The organism is Streptomyces sp. NPDC037273 (assembly GCF_055603625.1).
The window spans coordinates 1-18,627 of the sequence record NZ_JBVJVO010000019.1; the positions used below are offsets into that span (position 1 = coordinate 1).

Here is an 18,627-nt window from a genome sequence, read left to right on the forward strand (position 1 = left end):
CCCCCCCCCCCCCCCCCCCCCCCCCCCCCCCCCCCCCCCCCCCCCCCCCCCCCCCCCCCCCCCCCCCCCCCCCCCCCCCCCCCCCCCCCCCCCGGGACCAGGGCCAAGGCCAAGGCCGGGGCCAAGGCCGCATGCGCGGCTCCGGCACCGGGTGGTGTCCGGGCGCCCCTCCGCCGCAACCGCGCGTCCCACGGCGACATTCGTACAAGACGAAGAGCCGTCAGCGCAGGCATCGTCCCGTACATGAGAGATGAAGCCGTCAGTACGCACCTGCACGGGATGCATGTGGCCCACTACGGCCCGCGGCAGGCTCCGCCGCTGGTGCTCATCCACGGATCGGGAATCTCGGGTGCCTCCTGGAGCCCGGTCGTGCCGGTACTCGCCGACCGGCATCACGTCATCCGGGTCGACCTCCCGGGACACGGCCGCTCCGCGCCCGCGGAGTCGTACGACGTGCCCGACCAGGCGGGCCGCCTGGCCGCGGTGCTCGACGACCTCGGCGTCCACCGGGCCGGCGTGGCCGGGCACTCCAGCGGTGGATACATCGCCACCGCGCTTGCCGAACAGCGCCCCGACCTCGTCGGCTCGCTCGCGCTGATCAGCAGCGGCCCGAGCCCCGACGCGCTCCTCGCCCAGCCCGTTCTCCTCCGCGTGCTGATCGCCCCACCGCTGGGCCCGCTCCTCTGGCCGATCCGCTCGGACGCGATGCTCCGCAGGGGGATGACCGCGGTGTGCAACCGCCCGGTGGACATCCCGGACGACCTCGTCGCCGAGGTCCGGGGGATCGGCTACCGCACGTTGAGGACGGTACTGCGCCGAAATGCCGCGTACATCGCCGAGCGGAGCATGCCCGAGCGTCTCGCCACTCTCTACGCACCGGTCCTGGTGATCTTCGGCGCTGCCGACCGCCGCTGGGATCCGTCCTCGGCACACCACTACGACACGGTGCCGAACGCACGGGTCGAGCAACTCCCGGACGTCGGACACCTCCCCATGCTCGAAGCACCGGAGGCGACCGCTGAGTTGCTGCTCGCCTTCGCGGCGGCAGGCCGCTGACATCGATCGCTACCCTTGATGCCATGGGGGCAGCGCAGTCACCACCTGACTGGACGTCCGTGGAGATCGCGATCCCGCGGCCGTCAGAGCGACTGTCCGGGATCAGCATGGCGGGGTTCAGCCATCGCGGGCCGGGGCTCGTGGACATCGCGATGGTCGCGCACCCCTCGGTCACCCTGCTCGTCGACCTCAGCGACGGGGACGGCCTCGTCTACGACGCCCACGGCCGTCGCGAACGCGGCAGCGTGGCCGTCGGGCTGACCCCCGGCGACCTTCGGATCAGCGGCCGGACGGACAAGGCAGGCCAGTGCCTCCAGATTCGGCTGTCTCCTGTCGTGGCGGCCGCGGTGCTCACCGCACCGACCGAGCTGGCGGGGTCGGTGGTCTGCCTGGAGGACATTTGGGGTCGCGAAGCCGCGCGAGCCGAGGACAGGCTGCGCGCCGCCACGTCGTGGGACGAACGGTTCGCGATCGCGGCGGAAGTCCTCGGCCGACGCATGGACGCGCGGCCACCACTCGATCCGGAGGTCGGTGCGGCTTGGCGGCGGCTGCTCGCGAGCCGGGGACAGGTACGGGTCGACACCCTGGCCGACGAGCTGGGATGGAGCCGCAAGCGCCTGTGGTCCCGCTTCCGGTCCCAGATCGGCCTCACCCCCAAGCGCGCCGCCCAACTGGTGCGCTTCGACCACGCCGCCCACCTCCTCGCGGCGGGTGAAGCCGCCGCTCGGGTGGCGGCCGCGAGCGGCTACGCGGACCAGTCCCACCTCCACCGCGAGGTCAAGGCGTTCACGGGGGAGACGCCCACCGCCGTGGCCACTGCGCCGTGGCTCGCGATCGACGACGTCGCCTGGCCGACGTCGCTCACCAGCCTGTCGCCGTCGGCGTCGCCGTCGCCACCGTTGCCTTCGTCGCCGTAGACGCACGTGTTCGGTCACGTGGACGAGGTCGTCTTCGCCGAGAGCTGCTGACCGTACGCACCTCGAACCGTACGGTTGCGAGCCCGCACTCGGCAGACGTCGTTTGGGACGGCTCAGCCGTGGCGGGATGCGTCGCGGCGTGAACCCGCCATTCCGCGAACACGCGAACAGGCAGGTGGAGCGGCCAGTATGCGGCCGAGCCGATCGATATACGGAACTCCAGCGTTCGGCTCGGCGCGAGATCCTCGCGCTTTCCGGTGGGCGGGTCGTCGCGGTGGCGCCGGCGGCCAACTCCGGTCAGCGGGAGGCGATGCAGGCCGGGGTCCGCTACCGGGTGGTGTACGAGCGGGATTCGCTGGCGTCCCGACACACCCCTGCTGCTCAAGCACCGGGCTTCGCTGGGCGAGGAGATGCGGGTCGCGTTCGGGTTGCCGCTGAAGCTGGTTCTGGTGGACCGGGAGCGGGCACTCGTCGTCCCGCTCGCGGAGAGCGCCGAGGAGGGGGAGGAGGGGGAGGAACCGACGGCGACGGTGCTGCGATCGAGGCCGTTGCTTGACGCGCTCAGCTGGATATTCGACCGGGTCTGGGACAGCGCGCTACCGGTACCACTGGCGGTGGGGGCGACGGTCGACGGACCGCTGACACCGGACGACCGGCGGCTCCTCATGCTTCTCCTGAACGGGTACACGGATCAGGCCATCGGGGCCCAACTGGGCCTGTCCGAAAGGACAGTGCAGAGGCGGGTGCGCAGGCTGCTGGTCCTCGCGGGCGTCCGCAGCCGCCTCCAGCTCGGCTGGCACGCGGCCCGCCACCACTGGCTCTGACCCCTTCCCGGATGGGCAGTTCCGGGCACGGAGTTCCAGGCGGGGAGTTACCGACGGAGCCCCCTTGGCCTGGGCCTGTCGGGATTACGTCACGGCGGTAAGACGACAGTACGGAGGGCCTGCTGGAGGTGTGTGGTCAAGGCCGATGTCAGTCCCGTCGTCGAGGTGCGATGGCGTCGATCCACGCACGTGGCAGGCCAGTTGACACCTGTCCCTTCGCCCACACGGTATGACGAGGACGGTTACCTACCCCAGCCGTGCTCGGTGACCGCCGAGCCTGTGACCGACTTCGCCTTCCGTGAGGTGCTGCCCGCGGAGTTGCGTCCGAGGCTGGAGCAACTGGTTCACGAGACCGGCGACGGTGGTGATGTCATCACCCGCCTCGCCGGCTGGAAGCTCGGCGGCTGGCCGACCTGGCATCTGTCGCACCCCGCGGTGTTTCCCTGCGGTGACTGTGGCACGGCCATGACACTGCTGTTCACTGAGGCCAGTGACGACGAGACAGGGGTCGTGGTCGGCCGATGGGGAGACCTGCGTCTCTTCATCTGCCCGACCGATCACCGCCACGCCTTCCAAATGGACCTGCACTGAGCTCGGAACCAGCCGTTGTGAGCTCAGTTCCCTCCCTCAGTGGGGGAGTGGATGAAGCCTCCGCCTCAGGAAGGACCGCTGCTCTCATTCCCCAGCCCACCCGAACCGGCGACCAGAGCCTCTCCGAGCGGGGTGCGCCGGTAGAGCACCGACCGTCCGGACCGGGCGCGGACCAGGAGTCCCGCGCCTCGGAGGATGGCGAGGTGGTCTCCTACCGCGCCGGGCGCCATGGTGAGGGTTCGGGCGAGGTGGCTGGTACTGGCCGGGGCGTCCAGGGCCAGCAGGAGGCGGGCTCTGGCGCGGCCGACCAGAGCGGTCAGAGTGTCCGGTTGGGGGAGGGTGTCCGGTTCGCCCCACAGGGCGGCGGTGCCGCGGGCGGGATAGATCAAGGTCCTGGGCCAGGGGTCTTCGAGGTGGGCGGCGACGTTCGCGACGAAGACCGAAGGGATCAGCAGCAGTCCGTCGCCGGAGAGGTGGACCGTTCCGCCTCGGAAGAACTCGATCTCGATGCCGCCGGCGTGCCAGGTGATGCCCGGGTGCAGGTCTTCGATGGTCGTGACCCATCCGTGTTCGCCGATCACACCCACCCGGTGCACGACATCGCGCTCGCAGATCGCGCGCAGTTGCGGCCAGTCCCGGGCGAGCAGCTCGTGCCACGCCTGGTCCATCGCCTCGGCGATCCTGGGGACGGCATCCGTCGAGTCCAGCACCGCGCGTACGCGGGGATCGCGGGCGGACGGGCCGGTGGCGGGCGTTGTGGAGGTGGCGATGGCGGCCATTTCGCTTCGGGCCGCATCCAAGGGTGTGGCTCGGATCTTCGCCAGATCGTCTGCCCAGGTCTGGCTGAGGCCGCGCGGGGGCGGGGCGATGAAGTTCGGTCCGCCGTGCGGAGTCTGCAGGGCGAGGACGGCGTCCAGCTCGGTCTCACGGCGAAGCCGTTCGAAGACCGGCGTGAGCCGGGAGGACCAGGCCCGCGGCAACGGCCGGCTGTGGCCGGCGAGCGAGCGCAGCAGCAAGCAGAGGTCCATCGCCGGCGACAGCGCGAAGCGGCTGCGCAGCAGGTCATCGACGGAGACTTCGAAGCGGAGCACCCCGGCATGCTACCGCTCGAGGTCTGCGCAGATTCGTCCAGCGACGAATCATTGGTGAGTGACGTGGGAGTACGCCGAGGCTGACCGTCATGACCTCAACCGCCGGACCCGCGCAGCACGACCACCGCGCCACCTACCGCGAGGTGCTGGCCGAGCCGCGATTCCGACTGCTCTTCTCGACCCGCACCGTCGCGATCACCGCGGGCTCGCTGCGGATCACCACGTTCTCGGTTCTGGTCTTCGCGACCACGGGCTCCGCGCTGCTCAGCGCGCTGGCCTTCGGCATCGGGTTCCTCCCACAGGTGCTCGGCTCGCTGCTGCTGGGCGCACTGGCCGACCGACTGCCACCCCGCAGTCTCATCGCCGGCGGCTACGCCTTGGAGTGCGCCGCCGCCCTCCTGCTGGCCCTGGTGCGGATGCCGATCCCGGCAAGCCTCGCTGTCGTGGCGCTCGTCGCCCTCGCCACACCGGTGTTCAGCGGCGCGTCGAGCCGACTGGTCGCGCAGTGGCTGGAAGGCGACGCCTACGTACTGGGCCGCTCCCTGAACAACATCGCCGCCTCCGGAGCGCAACTGTCCGGCCTGGCACTGGGAGGCGCGGTCGTCGCCCTACTCGGCCCACACCGGGCACTCGCGCTGAGCGCCGCCCTCTACCTCGGCTGCGCGCTCGCCATCCGCACCCGGCTACCCCGCCTTCAACCAGAACAGTCCAGGGGCACAACCACCAGCGCCAACATCGACAGCGGGACCGTCCGAGCAAGCCTGCGCGGCGCCGGCCTCCTGCTGCGCCGACGCACGGTACGACGACTCATGCTGGCCCAGTGGCTCCCGCCCGCGTTCGTAGCCGGCGCGGAAGGCCTCCTTATCGCCTACGCAGGAGAACGCCACCTCGCACCGGGCTCGTACGCGGTACTCATGGCCTGTCTGCCGGTCGGCATGCTCGTCGGTGACCTGCTGGTGGCGCGGCTGCTCCGCCCATCCACCCGGGAGCGACTCGTCGTCCCGCTGATCGCCCTGATGGGCCTGCCGCTGGTCGGCTTCGCCGCCAATCCCGGAACAGGCGTGTCGTCCTGCCTGCTGCTGCTCTGCGGCTTCGGATTCGCCTACGGTCTCGGCCTGCAACGCCCGTTCCTGGACGCCCTGCCGCCCGATGCCCAGGGCCAGGCCTTCGGCCTGCTCGGCTCCGGCAGCATGACGCTCCAGGGTCTCGGCCCCGCCTGCTTCGGCTCGCTGGCCGCAGGCGTCGGAACCGGCGGTGCCATCGCCCTGGCCGGCGGCGCCGCGGCGCTTACCACCGGCTGGATCCTCAGCTGGCGGCCGTCCGCGTCTCTGACGGACAGCCATTCCCGATCGTGCGTTACCTAAGAAGTCCCACGCCTCGGTTCCGCTCACCGTCGTGGAACACGTACGAGATCGTGAGCCCACGCACAGCCCACGAACAGACCACGAACAACCCAACGCACAGCCCCCGCACAGCCCATGAAAGGCTCATGTCGCATGATCGACGAATTCGCGAAGAACAACCTCCACGGACGGCTGCGACGGGACCGCGAGGCGCTGCTCTGGAAACTCGACGGCCTGCCCGAGTACGACGTCCGCCGACCTCTGACACCGACCGGGACCAACCTCCTCGGCCTCGTCAAACACGTAGCCACCGTCGAGGCCAGGTACTTCGGCGAAGTCTTCGACCGCCCGTCCCCGGAACCGCTGCCTCGCTGGCAGGACTCCGACGGCAGCGACCAGTGGGCAACCGAGCACGAGACCCGCGACCAGATCATCGCGTTCTACCGACGCACCTGGGAGCACTCGGACGCGACCATCAACGAGCTTTCCCTCGACGCCCCCGGGCACGTGCCGTGGTGGCCGGAGCCGTATCCCAACACGAACCTGTTCGCCATCCTGACCCACGTCCTCGGCGAGACCAACCGGCACACGGGGCACGCCGACATCCTCCGCGAAACCCTCGACGGCCGTACCGGGCTACGCGCCGAACACGAGCAGCGGATCGACGAACAAGCCCGTGCGGCCCACCGCGCGAAGATCGAGCAGGCCGCCAGATCGGCCGCTCACGCCACAGCGCGTGCACAGCCGGCCGGGACTGACACGCAGGGGGGATGAACACGAGCTGCATGCCGCGCGGCAGGGACCGGGGAGCCCGCCGCGCGGATGCCGTGAGACCTGGAAGCCGGGGCGGCGTCCGAACGGCCGCCCCGGCGTTCTCGTATCAGCCCAGGGGATTGGCGCCTGAGTTCGACCCCTCGATGCAGTCGTTGAAGAAGCCGTCGTTGCATACGTACAGGGCGATGTACTTGATGTTGTAGCCGTCGGACAGCGTGAGGTCGTTGTAGTCCGTTCCGGAACCGTTGCAGCCCTTGTTGTCGTACCGGTGGGTGCTGGAGTACCAGACCCCGCCGTTGGACCGGGTCACCTTCAGCTGGGCGTAGACCGGGTTGCTGTTGCAGTTGTCGTCCTCGACGTGGAGGTCGATGTTGGTCAGGCTGCCGGGGCCTGACCACGTCCACGTAGCGCTGGCGTGCCCCGCCCACATGTAGTTGCTGGCACTGCCGGTCGCGGCCCATGCGCTGCTCGGAAGAGCGAGCGTCAGTCCGATTGCGGCGGGAACGGCGAGCAGGGCACTGCGAAGTCTGCGCATGTCTCCCCTTGATCCGTTGGACTCCATGGCTACGTCTCAGGAGTCGCGAGGAGCGCAACGCTGCCAGATCTCTGATTGACCTGTACATGCCTAATCTATTTGTATCGCCCTTCCATCCAGGGCCTCCCTCCCACCTGCCAGGAATGCCCGGATCCACCGGAATGCGAATCCGGGGTTACGCCGCTGAATCGATGCTCACCGCGATGGCGCGCCTCTGAAGGTGAGTCCCCAGCGGAGATCCGGTGTCCGCCTTGGATCGGGCCTGCGAGGGTGTGGGGGTGACTGAGACAACTCCGTATGACGCGGACCGTGCCCGATTCACCCGCCAAGCTCTGGCGCGCCTCGTCCTGTGCGACCACGCGGTGGACGTCGCGGATGGTGCCGCCGGTCTGGTCGCCACCGAGAACGACCCTGACACCGGTCCCGGAGGCCGGGTGAGTCAGGCTTTCCAGCTCATTGAACTGGCGGAGCGGGCTGTGGTTTCGGCTGTGATCTACGAACGAGAGCGAGGCAGCTCTTGGACGGAGATCGCTCAGTACCTGGGCATCAGTCCAACAGAAGCGGAAGATCGGTTTGGCGCGAAACTCGACGACTGGAACGCTGCTTTCGAGGTTCCGTACCGGCTCGACGAGACCGGTCGCAAACGCGTACCCCAGCTGCCCACGGCGGCGTATGACCCTGCCTGGGCGTGCGACCGCCTCGACACCTGGGCCGGGAACCGGCTCATTCTTGTCAATGACGAGCATCCCGTCAGCTCGGGTCTAGTCATGGCCGCGCCGGAAGATGAGCTCCCGTCGGCGACCCCGTAAAGGCGTTTTGTCGCTCATTCGGGAAGCATTGTGGTGAGCATGCTGGGGAGGGGGTTGGCTCGACGCAGCGGCCGGGACGTTTCTCGTAGCGGGCGGCCGTCGATGCCTGGGGCGGCATCAAGGAGAGGCCGGCGGGGCCGGGTCGCGCCCACCCTGGGGGCGCCCGAGTCGAAGACCTCGGCGAGGACGTCTCACGAGGTTCGGGCCCGCACACGCGCCCTCATTACGTACCCGCACGATTTCGATGCGAAAACGCTGCGAGTTGATCAGCCGATGGGGGGCGGCGACCCTTGGCTGCATCGCGTCCGCCGGATTCCGGAAGTTGTCTTTCCCCCCGGCGGCCTCCTCCACCGGCGGACGCGCCCGAATCGAGCCGGAGGAGGCGACGGCATGACTGCATCACAGGCAGGCGGCACCATCGCCGCAAGGCCGAGCTTCTCCGGTGGCACGACCGACGCAAGCCCGGCCTCCTCCGGCGGGACGGCCGCCGCAGCCCCGGGCTCCTCCGGCGGCACGACCACCACAGGACCGGCTTCCATCGGCATCACCGCCACAAGCCCGGCTTCCGTCGGCGGAGCACGCGCGGAAGCCCCGGATCCGGACGCGGAGATCGTCTCCTTGCTCCTCCAGGGCGACGAACGATGGCTCGCGCTGGCGCATCGTCGCTGGAGCCGTCTCGTACATGCCCACGCCGCGCGGGTGCTGGGGGACGCGCGGGAGGCGGAGGACGTCACGCAGCATGTCTTCGTCGCCGCGTGGCAGGGGCGGCATGGGTTCCGGCCGGGCCGAGGCACGTTGCCGGCGTGGTTGATGGGCATCGCCCGGCACAAGACGGCGGACGCGCTCGGCGCGCGGACCCGGCGCCTGGAGCTTGTGGCCGCCGCGGGGCGGCACCGCGTCGACGAGACCGAGACCGCGGGAAGTGTCGAGCAGGTGCTCGACCGGATCGTGGTGACCAGGGAACTGGCCCTGCTTCCACGGGTCCAGCGTGACGTCCTGACCCTCGCGTACTTCGGCGATCTCAGTCAGGTGCAGATCGCGGACCGCACCGGGATGCCGCTGGGCACAGTCAAGAGCCACACCCGGAGGGGCCTGCACAGGCTCCGTCTGCGCGCGGCCGCGGGCGCGGTGGAGACCAGCAGTTGAGAACCCACCCATCCGGGAGGGGCAGCGCACCGAATCGTCAGACGAGAACCGGGGGAACGCCAGGGGCCGCGGCAGGGGCAGCGGCAGCGTCCCCGGGGCCTCAGAGGTCACAGAGGTCTCAGAGGTCACAGATATCAAGGGGTGGAGTGATGGACCGTAAGAGCATCGCGGTGGTGGGGTCGGGGGTGGCCGGACTCACGGCCGCCCACATCCTGTCGCGTACGCACGACGTGGTCCTCTACGAGGCGGACGGACGCCTCGGAGGTCACGCGCACACCCATGAGGTGCCGGCCGTCGGCGGGGGAGCGGTCGCGGTGGACACCGGGTTCATCGTCCACAACGAGCGGACCTACCCGCACCTCCTGCGGCTCTTCCACGAACTGGGCGTGGCCACGCAGGACTCAGAGATGAGCATGTCGGTACGGTGTGACGGCTGCCGGCTCGAGTACGCGGGTGCCCGGGGCCCGTACGGACTTCTGGGCGGCGGGAACCTGCTGCGTGTCCGCCACCTGCTGATGCTCGCCGACGTACCGCGGTTCCACCGTGCCGCGCGACGGCTGCTCGCCGACGGAGACACGGCCTCCACGCTTGGCGGGTTCCTGCGCGAGAACCGATTCCCGCCCTACTTCGTCAGCCACTTCGCCATCCCCCTGGTCGCCGCCGTATGGTCCTGCGCACCGGCCACCGCGCTGCGCTACCCGGCCGCCTACCTCTTCCGCTTCCTCGACCACCACGGACTGCTCTCGGTCACCGGATCCCCGCGGTGGAAGACCGTGACCGGAGGATCGAAGGCGTACGTGGAGAGGGCCGCCAAGGCCCCGGCCCGGGTCCTGACCTCGACACCGGTCCGCACGATCGTGCGCGGCGCCGGCCGCGTACGCCTCGTCACGGACGACGGCGAGACGGCCGAGCATGCCGCCGTCGTCATCGCCGTCCACCCCGACCAGGCGCTGAGGCTGCTCGCCGACCCCACCGAACAGGAACGGCGCGTCCTCGGCGCCTTCACCTACTCCCGCAATCCGACCGTGCTGCACCGAGACACCTCGCTCCTGCCCCGAGGCGGCCACGCGCGGGCGTCATGGAACTACTGGCTGCCCTCCTGCGCCGCTCGCCCGGGAACCGTTCAGGTCAGCTACGACATGAACCGGCTCCATCGGCTGCCCGCCGGCCACGAGCCGCACATCGTCACGCTCAACCCCGGCGACCGGATCGACGAGAGCACCGTCCTGGCACGCATGACGTACGAACACCCGGTCTACACGGCCGAGTCGGTGGCGGCGCAACGACTGCTGCCCGCCCTCAACGACGGCGTCACCGCCTACGCGGGCGCGTACCACGGATGGGGTTTCCACGAGGACGGCTGCCGCTCCGGCGCCCAGGCCGCCGCGTCCCTCGGAGCGCCCTGGTGACCGGCACCGCCGCCGGCCCCGCGACGCAGGTGCCGGCCCTGTACGCGACCGAGGTACGGCACGCCCGCTCCCAGCCCGTCCGGTACGCCATGACGCACCGGACGTACATGTGGCTGGTCGACCTGGACGACCTTCCGGTCCTGCCCCGCCTCCTGCGCCCGTTCGCCCGCTTCGACGCCCGCGACCACTTCTCGGGACGTGCCCACACACTGCGCGCCGGCCTCGACGCCCACCTCGCCGCCCAAGGCGTCCACGGCGCCGACGGCCGGGTCCTCATGCTGGCGCACGCGCGCGTGCTGGGACACGTCTTCAACCCCCTGACCCTGTACTGGTGCCACGACAGGTCCGGCGGCCTCGTCTGCGTCGTCGCGGAGGTCCACAACACCTACGGCCAGCGGCACTGCTACCTCCTGCGCCCCGACGACCGGGCCCGTGCCGAGGTGGCCAAGGACTTCTACGTGTCCCCGTTCTTCGGCGTCGAGGGCAGCTACCGGATGAGGCTGCCCCTGCCCGGCGACCGCCTCGACCTGACCGTCCAGCTCCGCCACCCGGACGGCTCCCGCCCCCTGACCGCCACCGTCCGCGGAAAGCACCGCCCCGCCGGGACCCGCGCGCTGCTCGCGGCCCTGCTGCGCAACCCGTGGCCGACCGCCGGAGTGTCCCTCGGCATCCGCCGCCACGGAATCCGCCTCTACCTCAAAGGCCTGCCCGTCCAGCCGCGGCCCACCCGCCCGGCCCGTCCCACCCAGGAAGACGCGCTGTGACCCTCACCCTTCCCCCTGCCCCTCAAGGCGGCACCGGCACCGGCCGCCACTTGGTCGAGGCCGGTCTGTGGCCCGACGTGGCCCGCCTGCCGCGCGCGTCGCCGCTGCGTACCGCGATCGCCCGCCGGATCGTAGAACGCGCTTTCGGCCGCCTGCCGTTGCGGGTGCGGATCGCCGACGCCGGTACGCAGATTGCCCAGCAGCCCGACCGCACGCGCATTGCGCAGCAGCCCGACGGATCACACGACCGCCCCCCGACCCTGACCCTGCGCGACCCCGAAGCCTTCTACCGGCGGATCGGCGCCGACGGCCTCATCGGCTTCGGCGAGTCCTACATGGCCGGCGAATGGGACAGCGACGACCTGGCCGGGCTCCTGACCGTTCTTGCCCGGCACGTCGACGACCTCGTACCGCAGACCCTGCGCCGGTTGCGCGGCCTCTGGGTCCGCCGCCGGCCCGCCTCGGACCTGAACACCGTCGACGGGGCCCGCCGCAACATCCATCAGCACTACGACCTCTCCAACGACCTGTTCGCCACCTTCCTCGACCCCACGCTCACCTACTCCTCGGCCGTCTTCACCTCGCTCCCGACGGGCGCCGAGGACCTGCCCGCAGCGCAGCACCGCAAGATCGACCGGCTGCTCGACCTCGCCGGGACCGGACCGGGCACCAGCCTCCTGGAGATCGGTACGGGCTGGGGCGAACTCGCCATCCGGGCCGCGCAGCGCGGTGCCCGCGTCCGCACGATCACCCTGTCCCGGGAACAGCGCGACCTAGCCCTCAGCCGGATCGCGGACGCCGGAGTCGCCGACCGGGTCACCGTCGAACTGCGCGACTACCGCCACGTCGAGGGCAGATACGACGCCGTCGTCAGCGTCGAGATGATCGAAGCCGTGGGAGCCGCCTACTGGCCCGCGTACTTCGATGCCCTGCACCGGCTGCTGGCCCCCGGAGGCCGTGCCGTTCTCCAGGCCATCACCATGCCCCACGAACGGATGCTCCATACGGCACGTACCCACACGTGGATCAGCAAGTACGTGTTCCCCGGAGGCCTGATCCCCTCCAGGGAGGCCATCGCCCGGCAGAGCGCGGCCGCAGGGCTGTCCGTCGTCCACGACACCGGCTACGGCGACCACTACGCGGAAACGTTGCGGCTGTGGCGTGAGCGGTTCCTCCACCAGTCCGCCGCGGTGACCGCCCTCGGTTTCGACCACGCCTTCCGGCGGATGTGGGAGCTCTACCTCGCCTACTCCGAGGCCGGCTTTCGCTCCCGCTACCTCGATGTGCGCCAGCTCGTCCTCACCGGCAGGGACGCGGCGCACGACGCGAACGGGCCGGGCGCGTGAGCCCCGTCGACACCGGAGCCCTCGTCACCGTTCTCGCCGCGTCGGCGGGCACGGCGCTCACCGTCATGCTCCTCACCTTCGCCGTGGCCACGGCCAAGGGCGTGCACCGGATCGTCGACAGCGCCTGGGGGCTGGCCTTCGCCGCCGTGGCCGTGGTCGCCTGGTTCCTCTCGGCCGGCCACGGCGACCCCGCGCGAAGGACCCTGGTGGCCCTCGCCACCGTCGTGTGGGGACTGCGCCTCGCGGTCCACATCGCCCGGCGCGGACGCGGCCACGGGGAAGACCCCCGGTACGCGCGCATGCTCGCGCGTGCGCGCGGCAGCACCACCCTCTACGCCCTCCGCGTCATCTACCTCCTCCAGGGGGCCCTGGTCTGGCTCGTCTCCCTCCCCGTCCAGGTCGCCGTTCTGCTGCCCAGCCCGCCGGACGCCGCGGTCGCGGTGGGGCTCGCTCTCTGGGCCGTAGGACTGTTCTTCGAGGCCGTCGGCGACCACCAGCTCGCCCGGTTCAAGGCCGACCCGACGAACAAGGGCCGCATCATGGACCGCGGCCTGTGGTCCTGGACCCGGCACCCCAACTACTTCGGAGACTTCCTCGTCTGGTGGGGCCTGTACCTGACGGCCTGCGCCACCTGGCAGACCGCCCTGGCCACCGTCGTCTCCCCACTCCTGATGAGCGCCCTGCTCATCAAAGGCAGCGGCAAGCGCCTACTGGAGGCCCACATGGCCGGCCGCCCCGGTTACGCCGACTACCTGGCCCGCACCAGCGGCTTCTTCCCCCGGCCGCCACGCTCCCGGGACCGGCCACAGTGAAGATCGCGATGCTCCTCGGGTTCACCCGGCGGTCCCCAGGCCTGACGCCCCGCTCCTCACCGCTTTCCCCGGGCGTGAGTCCTGGCTCCTCACCCCTTTCCCCGGGCGTGAGTCCCCGCTTCTCACCTCTTTCCCCAGGCCTGAGCCCCCGTTCCTCGCCCCGGGCCCCCTCCGCCGCGGTGGTCCTGCTGCACGGCGGACGCGCCCACGACCTCCGGCCGCCACCCTTGCTGAACCTCCCCGCATGGCGCATGCGCTGGCTGTCCGCCGTTCTCGCACGCGCCCTGAACGGTCGGTCGGTCCTCATCACCACCCTCCGCTACCGCCGCCGGGGCTGGAACGGCCCGCGCGCCGACGCTGCCCGGGACGCCGTCGCCGCGCTCGACCAGCTCCACGAACGCCACGGCGACATCCCCGTCGTCCTGATCGGCCATTCCATGGGCGGCCGTGCGGCCTTGCGGGCCGCCGGGCACCCGTGCGTACGAGGAGTCATCGCCCTGGCGCCCTGGTGCCCGCCGGAGGAACCCGTCGCCCATCTCGCGGGCCGCGAGGTGTACGTGCTCCACGACGAAAGGGACCGGGTCACCTCCGCTCGGCAGTCATGGGACTTCGTGCGCAGGGCACGCGCCGCCGGCGCATCGGCCGTGGCCATCCGCATGGGTACGGGCGGCCACACGATGCTGCGCGGCAGCCGGTCCTGGCACCGGCAGACCTCCGAGATCGTGAAGCACCTGCTCTCACCGCCGTGAGGAGAGACCACCTCAGCACCGCTCATTTCGCCTATGTACGCGATGCCGCGACGCGCGATCGGTGCGAGTCAGAACCCGCCCCTGCATCCGGGAAGCCGCCGACGGCGGAACAGTCAGGGGACGGACACGACCCCCGCGGAGACGGGGACACGACCACCCCCCCCGCCGAGGAGAGACATGATCCACGTGAAGCGCACGATGCTCGTTCCCCGCCCGCTCCAGGACGCGGTGGTCTACTTCGCGGACTTCGCCCACGCAGAGGAGTGGGATCCCGCGACCGTCTCCTGTGTCCGCCTGGACCAGGGACCTGTGGAGCCGGGCGCGCGCTGGCGCAACCGCTCACGCTTCCGTGGGCGCACCAGCGAGGTGGAGTACCGACTCGACGTCCGACAGGCCGACCATCTCCTGTTCACCGGCGAGAACGGCACGGTCCACGTCACGGACGAACTCCGGTTCACGTCGGTGTCCGCCGAGTCGACACGGCTCACCTACGACGCGACCTTCACCTTCAAGGGCATCGCCCGTCTCGCCGCCCCGTTCCTGCGCAAAGAGGTCGACCGCCTCGCCGACGCCGTCGCCGCCGCGGTGCCTCTTGCCACGGCGCCCTGAGCCCACGCCCGCTGCCGCCGACCAGGGATCGATCCGATTCCTTGCACGACACCGTTGGAGGTAACCGTGTCCGACTGGCACTGGCTGTTCGGCGACCAGCTCGGCCCGCACTTCCTGACGCCGCGCGAGCACGGACCCGCCCCGAACACACCCGTTCTCATGATCGAGTCCCGCTCGGTGTTCCGCCGACGCCGGTTCCACCGTGCCAAGGCCCATCTGCTGCTCTCCGCGATGCGGCACCGCGCGGCCGAACTCGGCGACCGCGTCCGGTACGTGCGAGCGGAGACGTACACGGCCGCCCTGCGGGAAACCGTCGGTGACGCTTCCCTGACCGTGCACCACCCGACGTCACGCGCCGCGCACACCTTCGTCACCGCCATGGACACGGTGCGGGTCCTCCCGGCGCGCGGCTTTCTGCTGCCGGGCGAGGCCTTCCGCTCCTGGGCGGACGGGCGCGAGAAGCTGCGGCACGAGGAGTTCTACCGATGGGCCCGCCGCGAGCTCGACCTGCTCATGGACGGCGGCGAGCCGGCCGGCGGCCGGTGGAATCACGACCAGGCCAACCGGGAGCCACCGCCCAAGGACGCGCGGACCCTCGGCGCGCCCGCCCCCTACCGGCCTCGCGAGAACGACATCGACGAGGAGGTACGCGCCGACCTGGACCGCTGGGAACGGGAGGACGGCATCGCCTTCGTCGGACGGGACGGGCCGCGCCAGTTCCCCGCCTCGCGCCGCGAGGCCCTGGCCGCGCTGCACCGGTTCGTCGAGCACCGCCTCCCGGGCTTCGGCCCGCACGAGGACGCCGTCCTCGCCCATGACCCGGTGATGAGCCACAGCCTCCTGTCCTCCTCACTGAACCTGGGCCTGCTCGACCCCGCGGAAGTCGTCAGCGCCGCCGAGAACGCCTGGCGCGACGGCCGGGTACCCGTGCAGAGCGCGGAAGGGTTCGTACGGCAGATCGCCGGCTGGCGTGAGTTCGTGTGGCATCTGTACTGGTACTTCGGCGAGGACTACCGGCACCGCAACACCCTCGGCCACCACTCCCCGCTGCCCGACTGGTTCCTCGAGCTCGACGCCGATGCGGTCACCGCCCGCTGCCTGTCCACCGTGCTCCGTCAGGTCCGCGACACGGGATGGACCCACCACATCCCCAGGCTGATGCTCCTGGGCAGCTACGCCCTCCAGCAGGCCTGGGATCCGCGCGCCGTCACGGACTGGTTCCACCGGTCCTTCGTCGACGGCTACGACTGGGTCATGCTGCCCAACGTCATCGGCATGTCCCAGTACGCCGACGGCGGCCTGATGACGACCAAGCCGTACACCAGCGCGGGGGCGTACATCCACCGCATGAGCGACCTGTGCGGCGGCTGCGCCTACCGGCCCTCGGCCCGCACCGGAGACCGCGCCTGCCCCTACACGACCGGCTACTGGTCCTTCGTCCACCGCCACCGCGCCCGCCTGGCCGCCAACCCGCGCACCGCCCGCGCCGCACAAGGCCTGGATCGGCTCGATGACGTGCAGGACGTCCTGCGCACCCACCACCGGCAGACCGGGACCCCGCCATGACGCCGCTGGACGACCGGAGACCGGAGACCGGAGTAGTGGACAAGGTGACCGGAGAACGGACGTCCGGAGACCGGGCGGCTGGACGTCCAGTGTCCGGACGGCAAGTACGGCCTCCGGGCGGAGGCCGTCCCGGATGTGGACGATCCTGGGGGAGAGGCGCTGCCGCACCCGACTCCCGCCAAGCGGCTTTGAACGGAGGCTGTCGTGGAGAAGACCCCGCAAGCAGGGCAAGCGCCCCTGTCCTGCCTCGTCACCGGTGCCACCGGATACATCGGTGGCCGCCTGGTGCCCGAGCTGCTGGATGCCGGCCATCACGTCCGATGCCTGGCGCGTTCACCCGAACGGCTCCGTGACCACCCCTGGGCCGACCGCGTCGAGACCGTCCGTGGTGACGTCACGGACGAAGCGGGCACCACCGCGGCCCTGCGGGGCATCGACGTCGCGTACTACCTCGTCCACTCCCTCAACAGCGGCAGCCGCTTCGAGGAGAGCGACCGACAGGCGGCCCGCACCTTCGCGCGCGCGGCCCACGCCGCCGGTGTCGGCCGCATCGTCTACCTCGGCGGTCTCGTCCCGGCCGACAAGCCCGCCAGTGAACTCTCGCCCCACCTGCGCTCCCGCGCGGAGGTCGGCGAGATCTTCCTGCGGTCACCCGTCCCGTCCACCGTCCTCCGCGCGGCCGTCGTCATCGGCTCCGGATCCGCCTCCTTCGAGATGCTGCGCTACCTCACCGAACGGCTCCCGGTCATGGTCACCCCGAGCTGGGTCGGCACCCGGGTCCAGCCGATCTCCGTCCGGGACGTCCTCGGCTACCTCGTCGCCAGCGCCCGCATGCCCGCGGACACCAACCGCTCCTTCGACATCGGCGGCCCGGACGTCCTCACGTACGAGGAGATGATGCGCCGCTACGCCGAAGTCGCCGAGCTGCCGCCACGGTTGATCCTCCGGGTGCCGATGCTCACCCCGAGGCTGTCCAGCCTGTGGATCGGCCTGGTCACGCCCGTCCCACGGGCCCTGGCGCGGCCCCTTGCCGAATCCCTGCGCCACGAGGTCGTCTGCAAGGAGCACGACATCGCCCTCCACGCCCCCGACGGCCCTGGCCACCCGTTGGGCTTCGACGAGTCCCTCGAACTGGCCCTGCGAAGGGTCCGCGAAGCCAACGTGTCCACCCGCTGGTCCAACGCCTCCCTCCCCGGCGCCCCCAGCGACCCGCTTCCCACCGACCCGTCGTGGGCGGGCGGCAGTCTCTACACCGACCACCGCTCCCGCGACACCGACGCCCACCCGCCCGAACTGTGGCGCATCATCGAGGGCATCGGCGGCGAGAACGGCTGGTACTCCGCTCCGCTCGCCTGGGCCGTACGAGGCTGGCTCGACCGTCTTGTCGGCGGCGCCGGCATCCGTCGCGGCCGCCGTGACGCCGCCCGACTCCGGGTGGGGGACTCACTCGACTTCTGGCGCGTGGAAGAGATCGAACCCGGCCGCCTGCTGCGCCTACGCGCCGAGATGCGCCTGCCGGGCCTCGCCTGGCTCGAAATGTACGCGGACCCCCGGCCCGGCTCCGGTGGCTCCCGCTACCGCCAACGGGCCCTGTTCCACCCCCACGGGCTCCTCGGCCACCTCTACTGGTGGAGCGTTTCCCCCTTCCATGCCGTCGTCTTCGGCGGCATGGCCCGCAACATCACCCGCGCCGCCGAACGCCTCGCCGACCAACCCCCGCCCAACCCGGCCGAGCCCGCCACATCACCCGAGCCCAGCCCGGCCGCGACCCCCACGCCACCCGAGCCCAACCCGGCCGAGCCTCCCACGCCATCCGAGTCCAACTCGGCCGCGACCCCCGCACCACCCGACCACGGCGAGGCCGGCCCCCGATGACACCCGGCAGACCCTCCTGGACGATCGCACCCGACGGAGGGCGCCCCGACGGACGTACCTGCTCGCACGTGACGGCCCTGAACTCGGCTCTGGAACCCGATGCCCCGACCCTGCCCGCAGCCCGGGAACCCGTCCTCCACGTGTGCGCCCAGTGCCGCGCCCGCGGCTGGCCCTGGACCCGGCTGAGGTGGTGCACCACCTGCGGGCACGTCGGATGCTGCGACAGCTCCCGAGGCCGCCACGCCTACGACCACCACGTGCGGACCGGACACCCGGTGGTCATCTCGCTGGCCCCCGACGAGGACTGGGCCTGGTGCTACACCGACGAAGTCTTCCTGGTCCGAGCAGAGGGAGGCCATGCGAGCGCACCCGGCTGAAGGCCCGCCACGGGAGCCATCCGCGTACGGCCAC

General features: G+C 71.0%; 19 protein-coding genes. 17 read left to right on the plus strand and 2 right to left on the minus strand.

What is annotated here, in order from left to right; genetic code table 11:
• The first annotated feature begins 243 nt into the window (after nt 1–243).
• The 4 genes from ACZ7G1_RS34170 (at nt 244) to ACZ7G1_RS34185 (ending at nt 3,388) form a co-directional block, all read left to right on the plus strand.
• Entirely contained in the window at nt 244–1,056 is an 813-nt protein-coding gene (locus ACZ7G1_RS34170; RefSeq protein ID WP_470875116.1) for an alpha/beta fold hydrolase, read from the plus strand.
• 23 nt (nt 1,057–1,079) lie between these two features.
• On the plus strand, nt 1,080–1,973 hold the full coding sequence (locus ACZ7G1_RS34175; protein ID WP_470875114.1) for a helix-turn-helix domain-containing protein: 894 nt from the start codon (nt 1,080–1,082) through the stop codon (nt 1,971–1,973).
• A 410-nt stretch (nt 1,974–2,383) separates the two neighbouring features.
• Nucleotides 2,384–2,797 (plus strand): helix-turn-helix transcriptional regulator, encoded by a 414-nt coding sequence (locus ACZ7G1_RS34180; protein ID WP_470875113.1) that lies wholly within the window; start codon nt 2,384–2,386, stop codon nt 2,795–2,797.
• Between the two features lie 279 nt (nt 2,798–3,076).
• Nucleotides 3,077–3,388: a hypothetical protein gene (locus ACZ7G1_RS34185; protein WP_470875112.1), complete on the plus strand. Its 312-nt coding sequence runs from the start codon at nt 3,077–3,079 to the stop codon at nt 3,386–3,388.
• A 65-nt stretch (nt 3,389–3,453) separates the two neighbouring features.
• On the opposite strand, the gene ACZ7G1_RS34190 is transcribed toward ACZ7G1_RS34185, so the two are convergent.
• The gene (locus tag ACZ7G1_RS34190; protein WP_470875111.1) at nt 3,454–4,479 is read right to left on the minus strand and encodes an ArsR/SmtB family transcription factor; all 1,026 of its coding nucleotides are present in this window, start codon (nt 4,477–4,479) and stop codon (nt 3,454–3,456) included.
• 89 nt (nt 4,480–4,568) lie between these two features.
• Here ACZ7G1_RS34190 and ACZ7G1_RS34195 point away from each other — a divergent pair, with 89 nt between their 5' ends.
• Both ACZ7G1_RS34195 and ACZ7G1_RS34200 read left to right on the plus strand, forming a co-directional pair.
• On the plus strand, nt 4,569–5,843 hold the full coding sequence (locus ACZ7G1_RS34195) for an MFS transporter (RefSeq protein WP_470875110.1): 1,275 nt from the start codon (nt 4,569–4,571) through the stop codon (nt 5,841–5,843).
• 132 nt (nt 5,844–5,975) lie between these two features.
• Nucleotides 5,976–6,596, plus strand: a complete 621-nt coding sequence (locus ACZ7G1_RS34200; protein ID WP_470875109.1) for a DinB family protein — start codon at nt 5,976–5,978, stop codon at nt 6,594–6,596.
• A 106-nt stretch (nt 6,597–6,702) separates the two neighbouring features.
• Here ACZ7G1_RS34200 and ACZ7G1_RS34205 read toward each other — a convergent pair whose 3' ends face one another.
• Nucleotides 6,703–7,131 carry a hypothetical protein gene (locus ACZ7G1_RS34205; protein ID WP_470875108.1) on the minus strand — a complete coding sequence of 143 codons (429 nt, stop codon included), beginning with the start codon at nt 7,129–7,131 and terminating at the stop codon, nt 6,703–6,705.
• 278 nt (nt 7,132–7,409) lie between these two features.
• Between ACZ7G1_RS34205 and ACZ7G1_RS34210 the strand changes: the two genes are divergently transcribed.
• The 11 genes from ACZ7G1_RS34210 to ACZ7G1_RS34260 all read left to right on the plus strand — a co-directional run bounded on the left by ACZ7G1_RS34210 (nt 7,410) and on the right by ACZ7G1_RS34260 (nt 18,593).
• Complete coding sequence (locus tag ACZ7G1_RS34210) at nt 7,410–7,940, plus strand: hypothetical protein (RefSeq protein WP_470875107.1); 531 nt, start codon at nt 7,410–7,412, stop codon at nt 7,938–7,940.
• 390 nt (nt 7,941–8,330) lie between these two features.
• Nucleotides 8,331–9,086 (plus strand): RNA polymerase sigma factor, encoded by a 756-nt coding sequence (locus ACZ7G1_RS34215; protein WP_470875105.1) that lies wholly within the window; start codon nt 8,331–8,333, stop codon nt 9,084–9,086.
• Nucleotides 9,087–9,235: 149 nt separating this feature from the next.
• The gene (locus tag ACZ7G1_RS34220) at nt 9,236–10,495 is read left to right on the plus strand and encodes an NAD(P)/FAD-dependent oxidoreductase (protein ID WP_470875103.1); all 1,260 of its coding nucleotides are present in this window, start codon (nt 9,236–9,238) and stop codon (nt 10,493–10,495) included.
• On the plus strand, nt 10,492–11,259 hold the full coding sequence (locus tag ACZ7G1_RS34225) for a DUF1365 domain-containing protein (protein ID WP_470875102.1): 768 nt from the start codon (nt 10,492–10,494) through the stop codon (nt 11,257–11,259). The genes ACZ7G1_RS34220 and ACZ7G1_RS34225 overlap by 4 nt, the downstream gene beginning before the upstream one ends.
• Nucleotides 11,256–12,605 carry a class I SAM-dependent methyltransferase gene (locus tag ACZ7G1_RS34230; RefSeq protein WP_470875100.1) on the plus strand — a complete coding sequence of 450 codons (1,350 nt, stop codon included), beginning with the start codon at nt 11,256–11,258 and terminating at the stop codon, nt 12,603–12,605. The genes ACZ7G1_RS34225 and ACZ7G1_RS34230 overlap by 4 nt, the downstream gene beginning before the upstream one ends.
• Entirely contained in the window at nt 12,602–13,417 is an 816-nt protein-coding gene (locus ACZ7G1_RS34235) for a DUF1295 domain-containing protein (protein ID WP_470875098.1), read from the plus strand. The genes ACZ7G1_RS34230 and ACZ7G1_RS34235 overlap by 4 nt, the downstream gene beginning before the upstream one ends.
• A gap of 179 nt (nt 13,418–13,596) precedes the next feature.
• On the plus strand, nt 13,597–14,166 hold the full coding sequence (locus ACZ7G1_RS34240) for an alpha/beta fold hydrolase (RefSeq protein WP_471204366.1): 570 nt from the start codon (nt 13,597–13,599) through the stop codon (nt 14,164–14,166).
• A 177-nt stretch (nt 14,167–14,343) separates the two neighbouring features.
• Entirely contained in the window at nt 14,344–14,775 is a 432-nt protein-coding gene (locus tag ACZ7G1_RS34245) for an SRPBCC family protein (RefSeq protein WP_470875095.1), read from the plus strand.
• Nucleotides 14,776–14,841: 66 nt separating this feature from the next.
• Nucleotides 14,842–16,341: a cryptochrome/photolyase family protein gene (locus ACZ7G1_RS34250; RefSeq protein ID WP_470875093.1), complete on the plus strand. Its 1,500-nt coding sequence runs from the start codon at nt 14,842–14,844 to the stop codon at nt 16,339–16,341.
• Between the two features lie 204 nt (nt 16,342–16,545).
• The gene (locus tag ACZ7G1_RS34255; RefSeq protein WP_470875091.1) at nt 16,546–18,216 is read left to right on the plus strand and encodes an SDR family oxidoreductase; all 1,671 of its coding nucleotides are present in this window, start codon (nt 16,546–16,548) and stop codon (nt 18,214–18,216) included.
• Complete coding sequence (locus ACZ7G1_RS34260; protein ID WP_470875090.1) at nt 18,213–18,593, plus strand: UBP-type zinc finger domain-containing protein; 381 nt, start codon at nt 18,213–18,215, stop codon at nt 18,591–18,593. The genes ACZ7G1_RS34255 and ACZ7G1_RS34260 overlap by 4 nt, the downstream gene beginning before the upstream one ends.
• Nucleotides 18,594–18,627: the final 34 nt, after the last annotated feature.

What these genes read in the sequence shown, in the direction of transcription:
- ACZ7G1_RS34205 (WP_470875108.1), bottom strand. Translation starts at nt 7,131, where the DNA reads ATGCGCAGACTTCGCAGTGCCCTGCTCGCCGTTCCCGCCGCAATCGGA.
- ACZ7G1_RS34220 (WP_470875103.1), top strand. Translation starts at nt 9,236, where the DNA reads ATGGACCGTAAGAGCATCGCGGTGGTGGGGTCGGGGGTGGCCGGACTC.
- ACZ7G1_RS34245 (WP_470875095.1), top strand. Translation starts at nt 14,344, where the DNA reads ATGATCCACGTGAAGCGCACGATGCTCGTTCCCCGCCCGCTCCAGGAC.
- ACZ7G1_RS34195 (WP_470875110.1), top strand. Translation starts at nt 4,569, where the DNA reads ATGACCTCAACCGCCGGACCCGCGCAGCACGACCACCGCGCCACCTAC.
- ACZ7G1_RS34180 (WP_470875113.1), top strand. Translation starts at nt 2,384, where the DNA reads ATGCGGGTCGCGTTCGGGTTGCCGCTGAAGCTGGTTCTGGTGGACCGG.
- ACZ7G1_RS34215 (WP_470875105.1), top strand. Translation starts at nt 8,331, where the DNA reads ATGACTGCATCACAGGCAGGCGGCACCATCGCCGCAAGGCCGAGCTTC.
- ACZ7G1_RS34175 (WP_470875114.1), top strand. Translation starts at nt 1,080, where the DNA reads ATGGGGGCAGCGCAGTCACCACCTGACTGGACGTCCGTGGAGATCGCG.
- ACZ7G1_RS34170 (WP_470875116.1), top strand. Translation starts at nt 244, where the DNA reads ATGAGAGATGAAGCCGTCAGTACGCACCTGCACGGGATGCATGTGGCC.
- ACZ7G1_RS34200 (WP_470875109.1), top strand. Translation starts at nt 5,976, where the DNA reads ATGATCGACGAATTCGCGAAGAACAACCTCCACGGACGGCTGCGACGG.
- ACZ7G1_RS34260 (WP_470875090.1), top strand. Translation starts at nt 18,213, where the DNA reads ATGACACCCGGCAGACCCTCCTGGACGATCGCACCCGACGGAGGGCGC.